Origin of the sequence: Streptomyces sp. IBSBF 2435 (assembly GCF_036815005.1) — a bacterium.
Classification (GTDB): domain Bacteria; phylum Actinomycetota; class Actinomycetes; order Streptomycetales; family Streptomycetaceae; genus Actinacidiphila.
In genome coordinates, this window is sequence record NZ_JAJSYW010000067.1 from 1 (window position 1) to 14160 (window position 14160).

The 14160-nt window shown below is 73.1% G+C and carries 9 protein-coding genes; 1 reads left to right on the forward strand and 8 read right to left on the reverse strand.

Translation table 11 applies throughout. The features are described 5' to 3' along the window. Positions 1 to 105: 105 nt before the first annotated feature. Positions 106 to 1284 carry a pyridoxal phosphate-dependent aminotransferase gene (locus V7E46_RS15400; RefSeq protein ID WP_333768938.1) on the forward strand — a complete coding sequence of 393 codons (1179 nt, stop codon included), beginning with the start codon at positions 106 to 108 and terminating at the stop codon, positions 1282 to 1284. Positions 1285 to 1329: 45 nt separating this feature from the next. Here the strand turns inward: V7E46_RS15400 and V7E46_RS15405 are convergent, their stop codons facing one another. From V7E46_RS15405 to V7E46_RS15440, 8 genes are all read right to left on the reverse strand, one after another. Then, on the reverse strand, positions 1330 to 2220 hold the full coding sequence (locus V7E46_RS15405; protein WP_333768939.1) for an MBL fold metallo-hydrolase: 891 nt from the start codon (positions 2218 to 2220) through the stop codon (positions 1330 to 1332). 94 nt (positions 2221 to 2314) lie between these two features. After that, positions 2315 to 3016 (reverse strand): alpha/beta fold hydrolase, encoded by a 702-nt coding sequence (locus V7E46_RS15410; RefSeq protein ID WP_333768940.1) that lies wholly within the window; start codon positions 3014 to 3016, stop codon positions 2315 to 2317. A 186-nt stretch (positions 3017 to 3202) separates the two neighbouring features. Beyond that, positions 3203 to 4312 (reverse strand): HAD-IIIC family phosphatase, encoded by a 1110-nt coding sequence (locus V7E46_RS15415; RefSeq protein ID WP_333768941.1) that lies wholly within the window; start codon positions 4310 to 4312, stop codon positions 3203 to 3205. Continuing rightward, positions 4297 to 5421, reverse strand: coding sequence for an acyl-CoA dehydrogenase family protein (locus tag V7E46_RS15420; RefSeq protein WP_333768942.1), 1125 nt, complete (start codon positions 5419 to 5421; stop codon positions 4297 to 4299). Before V7E46_RS15420 ends, V7E46_RS15415 begins: the two co-directional genes overlap by 16 nt. Further along, complete coding sequence (locus tag V7E46_RS15425) at positions 5414 to 5668, reverse strand: phosphopantetheine-binding protein (protein WP_329172271.1); 255 nt, start codon at positions 5666 to 5668, stop codon at positions 5414 to 5416. The genes V7E46_RS15420 and V7E46_RS15425 overlap by 8 nt, the downstream gene beginning before the upstream one ends. After that, positions 5665 to 6525 (reverse strand): 3-hydroxyacyl-CoA dehydrogenase family protein, encoded by an 861-nt coding sequence (locus V7E46_RS15430; RefSeq protein WP_329172272.1) that lies wholly within the window; start codon positions 6523 to 6525, stop codon positions 5665 to 5667. Before V7E46_RS15430 ends, V7E46_RS15425 begins: the two co-directional genes overlap by 4 nt. 94 nt (positions 6526 to 6619) lie before the next feature. Next, positions 6620 to 12211, reverse strand: coding sequence for a type I polyketide synthase (locus tag V7E46_RS15435; RefSeq protein WP_333768943.1), 5592 nt, complete (start codon positions 12209 to 12211; stop codon positions 6620 to 6622). Further along, positions 12208 to 14154, reverse strand: coding sequence for a non-ribosomal peptide synthetase (locus tag V7E46_RS15440; protein WP_333768944.1), 1947 nt, complete (start codon positions 14152 to 14154; stop codon positions 12208 to 12210). Before V7E46_RS15440 ends, V7E46_RS15435 begins: the two co-directional genes overlap by 4 nt. Positions 14155 to 14160 lie beyond the last annotated feature (6 nt).

The following is a 14160-nucleotide window of genomic DNA, read 5'->3' on the forward strand; positions in this document are numbered from 1 at the left end:
GGGGGGGGGCGGGGCGGGGGCCGGCGCGGCGGACCGGGTGGCGTGCGTCGGCCAACTTCGTGACACTCCCCCGCCCCCGCCGCGGCGGAATGGGACGATGCGTGCATGCCCATATCCCGTGTCAACAGCCGCCTGTCCGAGGTCGGGACGTCGATCTTCGCGGAGATGTCAGCCCTCGCCGCCGAGACCGGCTCCATCAACCTGGGCCAGGGATTCCCCGACACCGACGGCCCGGCCGAGATCGCCGGTGCCGCCGCCGACGCCATCCTCTCCGGGCGCGGGAACCAGTACCCGCCGGGCCCGGGCATACCGGAGCTGCGCGAGGCGGTCAGCGACCACCAGAAGCGGTTCTACGGGATCGACGTGGACCCGGGCACCGAGGTGCTCGTGACCGCGGGCGCCACCGAGGCCATCGCCGCGTCGCTGCTGGCGCTGATCGAGCCCGGTGACGAGGTGATCGCCTTCGAGCCCACCTACGACTCCTACGCCGCGTGCGTCGCGATGGCCGGCGGCACGCACGTCCCGGTGACCCTGCATCCGCCGGGCTTCCGCCCCGGCATGGCGGCGCTGCGGGCCGCGGTCACCCCGCGCACCCGGATCCTGCTGCTCAACTCCCCGCACAATCCGACCGGGATGGTCCTCACCCGCGAGGAGCTGGCCGCCATCGCCGGACTCGCGGTGGAGCGCGACCTGCTGGTGATCTCCGACGAGGTCTACGAGCACCTCGTGTTCGGGGTGGAGCACATCCCGGTCTCGACGCTGCCCGGGATGCGCGAGCGCACGCTCACCATCAGCTCGGCCGGAAAGACCTTCTCCTTCACCGGCTGGAAGGTCGGCTGGGCCACCGGACCCGCCCCGCTGGTCGCCGCGGCGCGTACGGCCAAGCAGTTCCTGACCTATGTCTCCAGCGGGCCGTTCCAGTACGCGGTGGCCGAGGCGCTGAAGCTGCCCGACAGCTACTTCAACGGGCTGCGGCAGGATCTGCTGGCCAAGCGCGACCTGCTGGCCGGCGGCCTGCGCTCGGCCGGCTTCGAGGTCTACCCGCCGGACGGCACGTACTTCATCACCACCGGCATCCGCGGCCTCGGCGAGGAGGACGGCCTGGAATTCTGCCGGGCGCTTCCCGGCCGGTGCGCGGTGGCCGCGATCCCCAACCAGGTCTTCTACGAGGCGCCCCAGGCGGAGGCCCGCGGGCTGGTCCGGTTCACCTTCTGCAAGAAGACCGAGGTGCTCACCGAGGCCGTGCGGCGGCTCGGCGCCCTCGCGGGGCCGGCCGCCGACTGAGGCCGCCCGGCCCCTGCCCGGGGCCGGCGCGGCGCCACGGCTGCGTCAGTCGGCGTGGCCGTGCCTGTGGCTGTGCCCGTGGCTGTGGCCCTCGGCCAGCCACTCCGGCGCGTCGCCCCGCATGAACTTCAGGTAGTGGTCGGTCGACTCCTTGAGGACCCGCTGGGCGTCACCGCGGATCGCCGGGGTCCACCAGTGGGCGTACATCCGGTCGAAGGAGTACGGCTGCACCGCCTCGATGACGCCGTGCACACCCCGCTCGGGCAGCGGGAGGCGGTTCGGCGCGCTGTAGAGGAAGGCGACCCGGTCCTCGCCCGGCGAGATGTTGATGGTGTCGCCGGTCAGCAGCACCCCCTGCCCGCCGGCGCCCGCGGCCCAGTGCAGGACGGAGCTGCCGGGGAAGTGGCCGCCGCACTGGACCAGGGTCACACCGTCGAACAGCGGGACCGTGCCCGACCAGGTGCGGACGAGGTGTTCCATCGAAGCGGGGCGCGAGAGCCAGTGGATGTCCACCTCGGGCAGCAGGATCTCCGCGTCGAACAGGCGGCTCCACTCCACGACCGCGCCGTAGAAGTGCGGGTGGCTCGCGCTGACGGCGGCCAGGCCGCCGGCCTCCCTGACCGCCTCGACGGCGGCCTCGTCCAGATACGGGGACGGGTCCCAGAGCACATTGCCCTCACCGGTGCGCAGCACGAGTCCCCGCTGGCCGATGCCGATCATCGGCTCGGCGCCGACGCCCAGCAGGCCGGGCTCCACCTCGCGGACCACCGTGCGGAAGCCGTCGGCCGCCATCTTTTCGAGCGTGGTCCACAACTGGCCGCCCGCCGGGACCCACTGGCGGTCGTCCTCGCAGATCTCGCACTCCTCGGGGGGCGCGTCCCCCTCGTGGTAGACGTGGCTCCCGCACGTCACACAAATCCACGGCGCGGCAAACATCCCTGCCTCCTCGTTCGTGGGCCGGGGTGCGCTGTGCGCCACCCCGGCACCCGTCCTGTTCTCTTCGCCGCAGCCCGGTGGGGCGTGCGCCGTCTCAGACCAGTTCCAGCAGCAGGTCGGCGAGTTCGCCGGGCCGGTTGCTGGGGATCTGGTGGCTGGTGGCGATCTCCCGGTAGCGCCAGGCCGCGGACTTCGACACCTTGTCCGCGGCGGCCCAGAAGGGACCGGCCGGCTCGGGGCGCGGCTCGCCGGTGGCCTTGATGAACGTCCGGGTGAACGGATAGTCCTCCAGCGGGCGCGTCAGCCGCACCGGCTCGGTGAAGGTGCCGATCGGCTGCGGTGTGCGGCGGGCGGTGATCCACGCGCCGACCTCGGGGTCCTCGAACGCGCGGATCGGCGCGGGCACCAGCCAGGGGTCGCCGAGCGCGGGGAGACGCGGGCTGTGCCCCGCGCCGGGGACGCCGGCCGCCTCGCCGTCCTCCAGGACGAACGCGTCGAGGTAGACCAGGTGCCGCACGCGTTCCGCGAGGTGTTCGAGCGCCCCGGTGACGACGGCGCCGCCGTAGGAGAAGCCGAGGAGCACGATGTCGTCGAGGTCCTCGTAGCGGACGCAGTTGACCACGTCGGCGATGTGTGTCGTCAGGCCGACCTGCTGGCTCGCCAGGTGCACCCGCTCGCCGATGCCGGTCAGGCTCGGCGTGAACACCTCGTGGCCGGCCGCCCGCAGCAGCCGGCGCACCGTGCGGAAGTCGTGCGCGCCGCTCCAGGCACCGTGGACAAGGACGAAAGTTGCCATGTCGTATTCCGTTCCACCCGTGAGGAGATGTAGAGGACGAGAAGTCAGTCACCGCCGGGCCGCCCGGGGGTTGGGCCGCCCGAGGCCGACCGCCCGGGTCCGGGCCGAGGCGGCCCGAGCCGGTCCCGGTCCAGTCCGGGCCGGAGCCGGTCCCGGTCCCGGTCAGGTCCCGGAACGCCGGTCGGTTCAGGTCGGCCGGGGCGCCACCACCAGGTAGCCCGGCGCCGGCTGCACCCGTGCCAGGTCCGCCTCCAGGAGCAGGGCGTCCCCGTCTGCGCCGACCTGCCGGAAGCCGGCGAAGCGGTAGGTCACGAACATCATCCGGTTGCGCCCGGTCTCGACGAACTCAGCCTGGAGCCGCGCCCCGTTGTCGCGGGCGAGCGTCATGATGTGGTTGAGCAGGACCGCGCCGACGCCTCGCGACATCACCCGGCAGGACATCAGCAGCAACCGCAGCTTCCAGACCGGGCCGGAGGTCTCGACCAGCGCGAGGCCGATCTTCCCGTACTGCCCGAAACGGTCCTCCAGGTCGGCGACGAGCAGGAGGTGGTCGGGTGACTCCCGCAGGACCTTCAGCTCCTCGTACGAGTACGTCCTGCCGGTGGAGTTCAGCTGGTTGGTCCTGACCGTGAGCTCCTCGGCCCGCCGCAGGTCCTCCTCGGCCGCGTCGCTGACGGTGAAGACCATCTCCAGCGTGGCGAGGAAGTCCTCGCCGGTCGACTTCGCCTCCTCCTCCGCCTGGTCGCGCTCGATGCCGCTGCGGTACATCGCGCGCCGCCTGCGCGACTCGTCGGTGATGAACCGCGGCTGGAACTCCTCCCATTGCGCCACGGCCGTACCGATCTCGTCGGCCCCGACGCACAGCACCTGCGGGTGCCGGAAGGCCACCTCCTCCAGCTCGAACGGCTGGTCGTCGACGAAGGCGACGGCGTCGAGGCCGATGTTGAGCGCGGCGGCGATCTCGGCCACGGAGTCGGACTTGGGGTTCCAGCTGATCCGCGGGTGGAGGAAGTAGTCGGCCAGGCCGAAGCACTCCAGCTGCTCCATCGCCGCCCCGGCGTCGTTCTTGCTGGCCACCGACTGGAGGATGCCGCGCGCGTCCAGGGCCGTGATCAGCTCCACGACCGCCGGGTGCGCGGCGACCTTGCCGTCCTCCAGCAGGACGCCGTCCCAGACCGTGTGGTCCAGGTCCCACACCACGCATTTGATCCGGCCCCTGCGCGGCTTGTCCCGGGGTGTCTCCCGCGTCCCGCCGGGCACGGCGGGCGGGCTCACCGGGTTCACCTGGCTGTCCACCTGTACGCCTCCTCGGCGATCTGGATCTGCTGGATCTGGGTGCTGCCTTCGATGATCTCCATGATCTTGGCGTCCCGGTAGTAGCGCTGCGCGGGATGGCCGGGGGAGCATCCGGCGGCGCCGTGCAGCTGTACGGCGTCGCTCGCGGCCCGGGTGGCCGCGGTCGAGGCGAAGTATTTGGCGATCCAGGTGGCCATGATGGTCTGCGGGTCCTGCCGGTCCTTCAGCTCGCCGGCCTGCCGGCACAGCAGCCGGGCCGCGCTGACGTCGGTGACCATCTGCGTCAGCAGTCGGCGGACCAGCTGGTGGTCGCTCAGCGGCTTCGTACGGCCGCCGCGCTCGGCGGTGAAGGCCGCGCCGGCCTCCATGCAGGCCTGGATGATGCCGACGCAGCCGCAGGCGACGCTGTACCTGCCGATATCGAGCACCCCGCTGACCACGGTGGCCAGGGCGAAGCCGTCCGGGCCGAGCAGGGCGTCGGGGCCGAGCAGGCAGTCCTGGAAGTCGATCTCGGCCAGCATGCTGCCCCTGGTGCCCAGCATGCCGTTGACCGGCCGGGTGACGACGCCCGGGTGGGCGCGCTCCACCAGGAAGGCCGAGACGCCGCGCCCGGTGCGGGCGAACACCAGCAGCAGGTCGGCGATCTGGCCGCCGGTGATCCAGCGCTTGCTGCCACGGAGCACGAAGCCGCCGTCCTGCCGGGTGGCGGTGGCCGAGATGTTGGCCGCGTCACTGCCGGCCTCCGGCTCGGTCAGGCAGAAGGCGCCGACCGCCTCGCCCCGGGCCAGCAGCGGCAGCCAGCGCTCGCGCTGCTCCCGGCTGCCCCACTGGGAGACGGCGTAGGCCACCATCGAGTGGACGGTGAGCAGGCTGCGCACCGACGAGCAGCCCCGGCCGACCTCCTCGTGCAGTTCGCCCAGGGTCACCATGTCCAGCCCCGCGCCGCCGACGCCGGCCGGCAGGATGGCCCCCCACCAGCCCAGCTCGCCGAGGCGGCGCAGGACGCTGTCCGGGACGGCCTGCTCGCGGTCGAAGCGGCCGGCGTGCGGGGCGATCTCGGCGTCGACGACCGCCCGGAATTCCTTCCTGCCGTGCGGGCGGTCAGACATCCGAGCGGGTCTCCACCAGTCGGTCGACCAGTTTGGTCATGGCGGTGACGGTACGGAAGTTGTCCTGTTCGAGGTCCTCGTTGGGGATCTGCACCGCGAAGTGCTTCTCGATGAACATGATGAGCTGGATGGTGAACAGCGAGTTCGCGATACCCCCTTCGAAGAGATCGTCGTCGTCGGCTATCTCCAGGTTAGGAAAGCTGCCGGCCAGGAACTTCCTGATCTCCGGACGCACCTGTGTCGTCATCGGACCTCCCAGTTGTAGGAGAAGAACCCCTGCTGGGTCTTACGGCCGTGGAGCCCGGCGTCGACCATCTTCTTGAGCAGGGGGCAGGGTCGGTACTTGCTGTCGCCGAAGCTCTCGTGGAGCACTTCGATGCTGTACAGGATGGTGTCGAGGCCGATCAGGTCCGCGGTCGCCAGCGGACCCATCGTGTGTCCGAAGCAGGAGGTGAACACCTTGTCCACGTCCTCGGGGCCGGCCACGTTCTCGTGCACGAGGAAAGCCGCCTCGTTGATGGTGAGCATCAGGACCCGGTTGGAGACGAAGCCCGGCGAGTCCTTCACCACGATCGCCGTCTTGCCCATGCCGGCCAGCAGTTCCTGCGCGGTGGCGACCGTCTCCGGCGTGGTGTGGTGGCCGGGGATCAGCTCGACGACGTTCTTCTGCGGCACCGGGTTCATGAAGTGGATGCCCACGATCCGCGGCGCCCGCCGGGTCAGTGAGGCGATCCGGGTGATCGGGATGGCGGAGGTGTTGGCGGCGAAGACCGCGCGCTCCGGGCACACGGCGTCGAGCACCGGGTACACCCGCTGCTTGATGTCCCAGCGCTCGGTGACGTTCTCGACCACGAAGTCCGCGTCGCCCAGTTCCTCGTAGTCGGTGGTGAAGGTGATCGCCTCCAGCGCCCTGGCCGCGTCGACCACGCCGGCGGTCGTGCCGACCAGCCGGCTGAAGCGCAGGTCGTTGCGTATCCGCTCGGCCGACCGGTCCAGCACCTCCTTGCTCACATCGATCAGAATCACGTCATGCCCGGCGGTCGCCAGATTCTGGGCCACCCCGCCGCCCATGACACCCGCGCCCACCACACCGACCCTGCTCACGTTCGCCTCCCGTCGTGTCCACGTCCGTCCGCGCGGACCGCGCCGGCCGGACACCTGTGCTGCCGAACTACCGCGCGGCGGCCCTGCGCCGGCGTCATTGCGCGTCCTGCCCGTGCGGAAGCTGCGCCGCGACGACCGCGGCGAGTTCGGCGACGGTGAGGTTGTCGAACAGGGACTGCAGGGCGACCTGGACGTGCAGGGTGTCCCGCAGCCGGGCCAGCAGTTTGATGCCGAGCAGTGAATGGCCCCCGATCTCGTAGAAGTTGTCGTGGACGCCGACCTCCGCCACACCGATCTGGTCCTGCCACAGCTCGGCGAGCGTCCGCTCCAGCGCGGTGCGCGGTGCGGTGTACGGGGTCGCGAGCGCGGGCCTGGGGTGCGCCGGAGCCGGTACGCCCGCCTCGGCCGCCGCCTCGGGGCCCGACTCGATCGCGCCGACGTTGCGGACGATCGCCGCCAGGTCCTTGGTCGCGACGACCACCTGGGGCGACAGGTCGCGGGACAGTACCCGTTCGAAGGCCGTCACGCCCTCCGAGGGCAGGATGCCCGTCTCCAGGTGGGCGAGGAAGGCGTTGTCACCGCGCTCCGCGGCCCCCGGGACCCGGGGGTAGGCGTAGTCGCCGACCTCGTCGGAGCGGTCGTCGCGCAGCGCCACCAGCTTGGTGTCCAGGGCGCGCGCCCGCTTCATGACGAACTCCTCGGCCCGCAGCAGTACCCGGCCGTCCTCGTCGAAGACGGTCACGTCGAAGGAGACCGTCTCCCCGGTGCCGCCCTCCCGGTCGCCCGGGTAGCTGAGCAGGCTGTGCACCCGTGCGGGCAGCGGGCCGAGGACGTCGATGGCCCGGTAGCGCAGCGGCATGAGGTAGTCGCGCTCCAGGTAGAGGCTGGCGAACCCGGTGGCGATGTCGAGCAGGAAGGGGTGCAGCCCGAGGGCGGCGACCTCCTCGCCGTAGCGCTCCGGCACCGCCAGCCGGGCCAGGGCCACGCCCTCGCCCGCCCAGACCCGCTCCACGCACCGCGAGCGCGGCCCGAAGGTCATCGGCCCGTCGTGCCGCACCTCGCCCGCGTCACGCAGGCCGTGCCGCTCCACCAGTTCCGAGACCTTGTACGGTGCGTCGGGCTCCGGCGGCGCCAAGGACAGCACGCGGCCCGTCACATGCTCGCTCCAGCGGCCGGCGCCGTCCGCGGCGGAGCGGTCGGCCGCGCTGACGACGGAGAACCGGCACTCGCCCGCCAGCTTCTCCATGACCACATGGACCTCCCTGGCCTGCCCGTCGGCCAGCACGACCGGCGCCAGGAACAGGACGTCCTCGAAGCGGAGTACGTCGCCGAGCCCCTGGTCGGCCGCGGCGGCCCGCACCATCTCCAGATACGCGGTGCCGGGGATCACCGGGATGCCGAGCATGCGGTGCTCGTCCACCAGCCAGTCCCGGGGGCTGCTGAACTCGGCCGCGTAGACCGCGTGGGCCGGCGTGTCGGCCAGGCAGGTGTGGAGCAGCGGATGGCCGAGGGCGCGCGGTCCCGGCGCCCGCTCCGCGGGCCGGCCGACCACCTTGGCCGCCATGCCGACCTCCTGCCAGGCGTCCCAGTTCACCGAGACCGTGTACGGCCCGCCGGCCGCGGACCGGTGGTGGGCGTAGGCGTCGAGGAAGGCGTTCGCGGCGCAGTAGTCGACCTGGCCGAGGCCGCCGCTGAAGGCGATGGTGGAGGAGCACAGCAGCACGAAGTCCAGCGCCGCCGCGTCGAGGACCGAGTCCATGAGCGCGTCCAGGACCAGTGCCCCGTGGGTCTTCGGCGTGAGGACCGCGGTCGCCGCCTCCGGGCGTTTGAGCTGCATCACGCCCGCGCCGGGGACACCGGCCGCGTGGATCACGCCGTGGACGGCGCCGAAGCGCCCGGTGGCCTCGGCGACGGCGGCCCGCATGCGGTCCTCGTCCGCGACGTCGGCCGCCAGGACCAGCACCTCGGCGCCCAGTTGCTCCAGCGCGAGCACCTTGCGGATCCTGGCCGCGGTCTCGTCCCCCTCCACCTGGGCGGCGAGCAGGCCCGCCCAGCCCTGCCTGGGCGGCAACGGCGAGCGTCCGACCAGCACCAGCCGGGCCCGCGCGGTACGCGCCAGGTGCTCGGCCAGCGCCAGGCCCATGCCGCCGAGCCCGCCGGTGATCAGGTAGACGCCGCGGTCCCTGATGCGCACCGGGGGCCGCTCGGGCTGCTCGACGCGCACCGGCTCCCAGCCCGGTGTCCAGCGGCCGCGTCCGCGGTGAGCGACGACCGGATCGGCGGGCCTGCGTACCAGTTCGGTCAGCAGCCGGTCGGCGGCGGCGGCGCCCTGTGCGGCCGGGCCCGTGCCCAGGTCGATGCTCTGCGCGGTGAGGCCGGGGTGTTCCTGCGGTGCCACCGTGACGGGGCCGATGACGGTCGCCTTCGCGGGGGTGACCTGCTCCCCGTCGGTGACCTGCCGCAGCCCGTCGGAGACGACGGCCAGGTGCAGCGGGGCGTCGGCGCCGTGCGCGCCCCAGGCCTGGGTGAGCAGCAGCAGGCTGTGGAAGCCGCGGCGCTGGAGGGCGTCGAAGTGCGCCACGGTGGGGCGCCCCGGGCTCTCGCCGGTCAGCGTCCACAGGTGGACGACCGTCTGCGGCAGGGCGTCCCGCTCCCCCAGGACGCGCAGCAGCTCGTGGTAGTCCTCGCGGCGGTCCGGCGTGACGGCGAAGCGGTGGTCGCCGAGCTGCTCGAAGCGCTCCGCGGCGACCACGGTGGTGACGTCGTGTCCCGCGGCGCCCAGCCGGTCCGCGACGCGCTGTCCCGTGCCCTGCCCGTCGGTGAACAGCAGCCAGCGCCGGGGCTCACCGGCCAGTTCCCCGTCGCCGACGGGGGCCAGCGGCGCGGTGGAGGTCCAGGAGGGCACGGAGAACCAGTCCGCGACGTCCGCGCGCTTGGCCATCGAGGCGGCCTGCGGCCGGTGCTGGGCGCGGCCGGCGCCGGGGGCGTCGTCGATCCAGTAGCGCCGGCGTTCGAAGGGGTAGGAGGGCAGCGGTACGCGCCCCGGCGACTCAGCTGCGTGGACCCGGTCCCAGTCCGGCTCGACACCGGCCAGCCAGAGCCGGCCGAGCGAGGTGAGCAGGAAGCGCGCGGCGGACCGGGCGGTGCGGTCGGCGGGCAGCGAGGACAGCGCCATCCGGTCGCCGCCCGCGCCCTCGGGCAGCAGCTGCAGCGCCAGGCTGCTGTACGCCTGTCCCGGCCCGACCTCCAGGATGATGCGCCCGGGGGTGCGCCACAGCTCGGTGACGGCGCCGGAGAAGCGGACCGTCTCGCACATGTGGCGGGCCCAGTAGGCGGGGTCGGTCGCCTCGCTGTCGGTGATCCAGGTGCCGGTGACGTTGGACAGGTACGGGATCTCGGGCGCGCGCAGCGTCACAGTCCTGGTCAGTTCCACGAACGGCGCCCGGCCCGGCTCCATCATCCGGGAGTGGAAGGCGTGCGTGGTCTGCAAGCGGCGGCAGGCGACACCGTCCACGGCGAGGCGCTCCTCCACCTCGGCGACCGCGTCGGCGGCCCCGGCGAGCACCGTCAGCGCGGGGCCGTTGACCGCCGCGACCGAGAGCCGCTCGTCCAGCAGCGCCGCCGGCTCCTCGGGCAGCGACACGGCGAGCATCGCGCCGCCGTCCAGCTCGTCGATCAGCAGCGCCCGCCTGGCGACCAGGAAGACGGCGTCCTCAAGGGTCAGGACCCCGGCGACGCAGGCCGCCACCCACTCGCCGATGCTGTAGCCGATCATGGCCTGCGGGCGGATGCCCCAGTCCATCCACAGCCGTGCCAGCGCCCACTCCACCATGAAGGTGACCGGCTGGGCGTGCACGGTCCGGTCCAGCTCCGCGGCCGCGGCGGACGGGCCCGCGCCGCGGGCGAGCATCGCGCGCAGGTCCATCCCGCCGCCGGCCGGCGCGGCGGACTCGGGGTAGAGCAGGGTACGCAGGTCCACGCCGAGGTGCGGCCGGAAGAGCGCCGCGCAGCGGTCGATCTCGGCGCGGAAGACCGGTTCCGACGCGTAGAGGTCCTTGGCCATGTGCGGGTACTGGTCGCCCAGGCCCGAGAACATGAACGCGACCTGCCGGGCGCCTGCCGGTCCCGCGGTCTGCCGCAGCAGCCGCCGCGGCGCCCGGGTCTCCAGCGCCTCGGCGGCGTCGTCCGGGTCGGCGCAGACCAGGGCCTGGCGGTGGGCGAAGACCTTGCGGCCGGCCTGCAAGGTGTAGGCGACGTCGGCCAGTTGCTGCCCCCCGTTGCCGCGCAGGTGCGCCGCGAGGCGGTCGGTGGCGGTCTCCAGGGCGGTGTCGGTGTGCGCCGACAGCGGCAGGAGCTGCCAGGGCCGCCGCGAGACGGTCGCGGGGCGGGCAGGCGCTTCCTCCAGTACGGCGTGCGCGTTGGTGCCGCCGGTGCCGAAGGAGCTGACCCCGGCGAGCCGGAGGGCGCCGTCGGTCTTCCACTCGGTGAGTTCGGTGTTCACGTGGAAGGGCAGGCGGGCGAAGTCGATGTCGGGGTTGGGCTGTTCGTAGTGCAGGCTCGGCGGGATCTGCCGGTTGCGCAGGGCCAGCGCCGTCTTGATCAGCCCGGCGACTCCTGAGGCGGCGTGGGTGTGGCCGATGTTGGACTTGACCGACCCGATGGCGTGCGAGCCCGTACGGCCGCCCGCCGCGCGGAAGGCCCGGGCGAGCCCCTCGACCTCGATCGGGTCGCCCAGCGCGGTGCCGCTGCCGTGGGTCTCGACGTAGCCGACCGCGGCCGGGTCGATGCCGGCCATCAGGTGGGCCGCGCGGATCGCCCGGGCCTGGCCGCTGACGCTGGGGGCGCTGAAGCCGACCTTGGCGGCGCCGTCGTTGTTGACGGCGGTGCCCTTGATCACCGCGTAGACGGTGTCCCGGTCCCGCAGCGCCTCGTCGAGCCGCTTGAGGACGACGATGCCGACGCCGCTGGAGCTGACGGTGCCGCGGGCCGCCGCGTCGAAGGAGCGGGTGAAGCCGTCCGGGGACAGGATGCCCTCCGGCTCGTAGAGGTAGCCCTCGGTCTGCCGGGCCCTGACCGTGCTGCCGCCGGCCAGCGCGAGGTCGCAGCCGCCGCTGAGCAGGGCCTGCGAGGCGAGGTGGACGGCCACCAGAGAGGTCGAGCAGGCGGTCTGCACGGTCAGGGACGGGCCGCGCAGGTCGAGTTTGTAGGACGTCCTGGTGGCCAGGTAGTCCCGCTCGCCGCTGAGGTGGGTCAGCAGCCACCCGGCGGATTCGGCCGTCCCGGGGTCGGCGAGGACGTGCCGCCGGTAGGTGTTCTCGTACGCCCCCGCGAAGACGCCGGTGGCGGCGGGGCGCCGGTCCCCCGCGTAGCCGCTGCTCTCCAGCGCCTCCCAGGCGCATTCGAGGAAGAGCCGCTGCTGGGGGTCCATCAGCTCGGCTTCCCTGGGGGTGATGGTGAAGAACCCCGCGTCGAAGAGGGCGGGATCGCCGAGGATCCCGCGCGCCCGCACGTAGTCCGGGTCGCGCAGCAGCTCTTCCGGGACGCCGGCCGCCCGCAGCTCGTCCTCACCGAATCGGGTGATGGACTCGACGCCGTCGCGCAGGTTCGCCCAGAACTCGTCCGGGTTCTCGGCGCCGGGATAGCGGCAGGCGATCCCGACGATGGCTATCTCAAGGCCCGTTGTCATATGTCGAAGTCCATCTGCTGTCGGCGCTGCTGAAGCTGTTGCGCCAGCCGTCGGTTTCCTTGCGCCGTGCCGAGTTCCTGCCCGGGGTCGCCCAGGTCGCCGGCGCTGGCGAGGTACGCGCCGAGTGCCTGGACGGTGGGGTGGGCGAACAGCTCCACGACGGGCACGTCCCGGCCGGTGACCTCCAGCAGCCGCACCTGGACCTGCCGGATGAGCAGCGAGTTGCCGCCCAGGTCGAAGAAGTGGTCGTGCGCGGTGACCTGTTCGAGGCCCAGCAGGTCGCACCAGATGCCCGCCACCGTGCTCTCCAGGGCCGTACCCGGCGCGGCCGGGGGCGCTCCCTGCGGCCGGACCAGGTGGGCGGCCAGCTCGGTGCGCTGGATCTTGCCGGTGCTGGTGCGCGGGATCTCCGCTACGCGGAAGAGCCGCCGGGGGATCTTGGTCTCGGCGAGCCGGGCGGCGAGGAAGTCGCGGATGTCGTCGTCGGTGGCCTGCGCCCCGGGCGCGACGACGACGGCGGCGGCGACCTCCTCGCCCAGAGTCGCGTGCGGGAGGGCGAAGGCCGCGGCCTCCACGATCGCGGGGTGCGCGAGCAGTTCCTCGTCGACCTCGACCGGCGAGACCTTCGTACCGCCCCGGTTGATGATCTCCTTGATGCGGCCGGTGATGAAGAGGTAGCCGTCCTCGTCCAGGTAGCCGCTGTCGCCCGTACCGAACCAGCCGTCGGCGAAGGCGGCGGCGTCGGCTGCCGGATTGTTGTCGTAGCGGCTGATGACCGTGGCGCCGCGCAGCACGATCTCCCCGGTCTCGCCCGCTGCCAGGAATTTCCCGTCCTCGCCGCGCACGGCCAGCTCGTTGCCGATCGAGACGCCGACGGAGCCCGGCTTGCGCTCGGCGGGCGGCAGCGGGTTGCTGGTGATGATCGAGCAGGCCTCCGTCATGCCGTAGGAGTCGATGACCGGGGCGCCGGTGGCGCGCTCCAGCGACTCCCGCAGCCGAGCGGGCAGCGGCGCCGAGGCCGAGCGGACGAAGCGCAGCGGGCGGGCCGGCGCCATCTGGCGGTTCGCGAGGGTGCCCGCGACGGCCTGGTGGATGGCGGGTACCGCGGTGTACCAGGTCGGCTCGAACGACCGGAGCCAGCCGGGGAAGGCTGCGGCGTCGAAGCCCGGCGGGCACACGACGCTCGCGCCGGCCCACAGGGTCGCCAGCAGCGGGCTCATCAGGCCGTGCCCGTGGAAGAGCGGCAGGACGTTCAGGCACCGGTCCTCCTCGCCGAGGGCGAGGCTGGCCGCGATGTTGCGGGCGGAGGCGCAGACGATGTCGTGGGTCTGGGGGACGAGTTTGGGCCGGCCCGTCGTGCCCGAGGTGTGCATGAGGAAGGCGGTGTCGGCCCCGCTCCCGGCGGGGGAATCGACCGGGGGTGCCGGGGTTGCCGGGTCGTGGCCGGCCGGGAGGGCCGAGGTGTCGGGGACGAGGTCGAACTCGCCGGCCGCGCCGCCCGGCACCGGCACCAGTTCGATGACGAGGCGGCCCTGCGCCCTGGCGACGGCCGCCGCCAGGGTGTCGGCGCCGCGCCGGACGACGAGCGCCGTGATGTCCATGTCCGCGAACAGGGCGTCGAATTCGCGGGCCTTCCCCGCGGGGTCGAGCGGGGCGACCACGGCCGCGCAGGCCACGGTGACGAGGGCGACCGCCGCGTCGGGACCGCCGGGCAGCGCGACGGCGACGCGGTCGTCGCGGCCGACGCCCGCCGACGCCAGCGCCTGCGCCGCCCGGTCGGCCTGCCGGCGCAAAGCGCCGTAGGTCAGCGCGGGCAGGCCGGGCGCGAGGATCGCCGGCGCCCCGGGCCTGCGCTCGCCGTGCTCCCGCAGCAGCAGGCCGAGGTGCCGGATCTCGGTGGTGCTGGTCTGTCGTGCCGTCACGGCGTCACTCGCAGATGTCATCGCCGC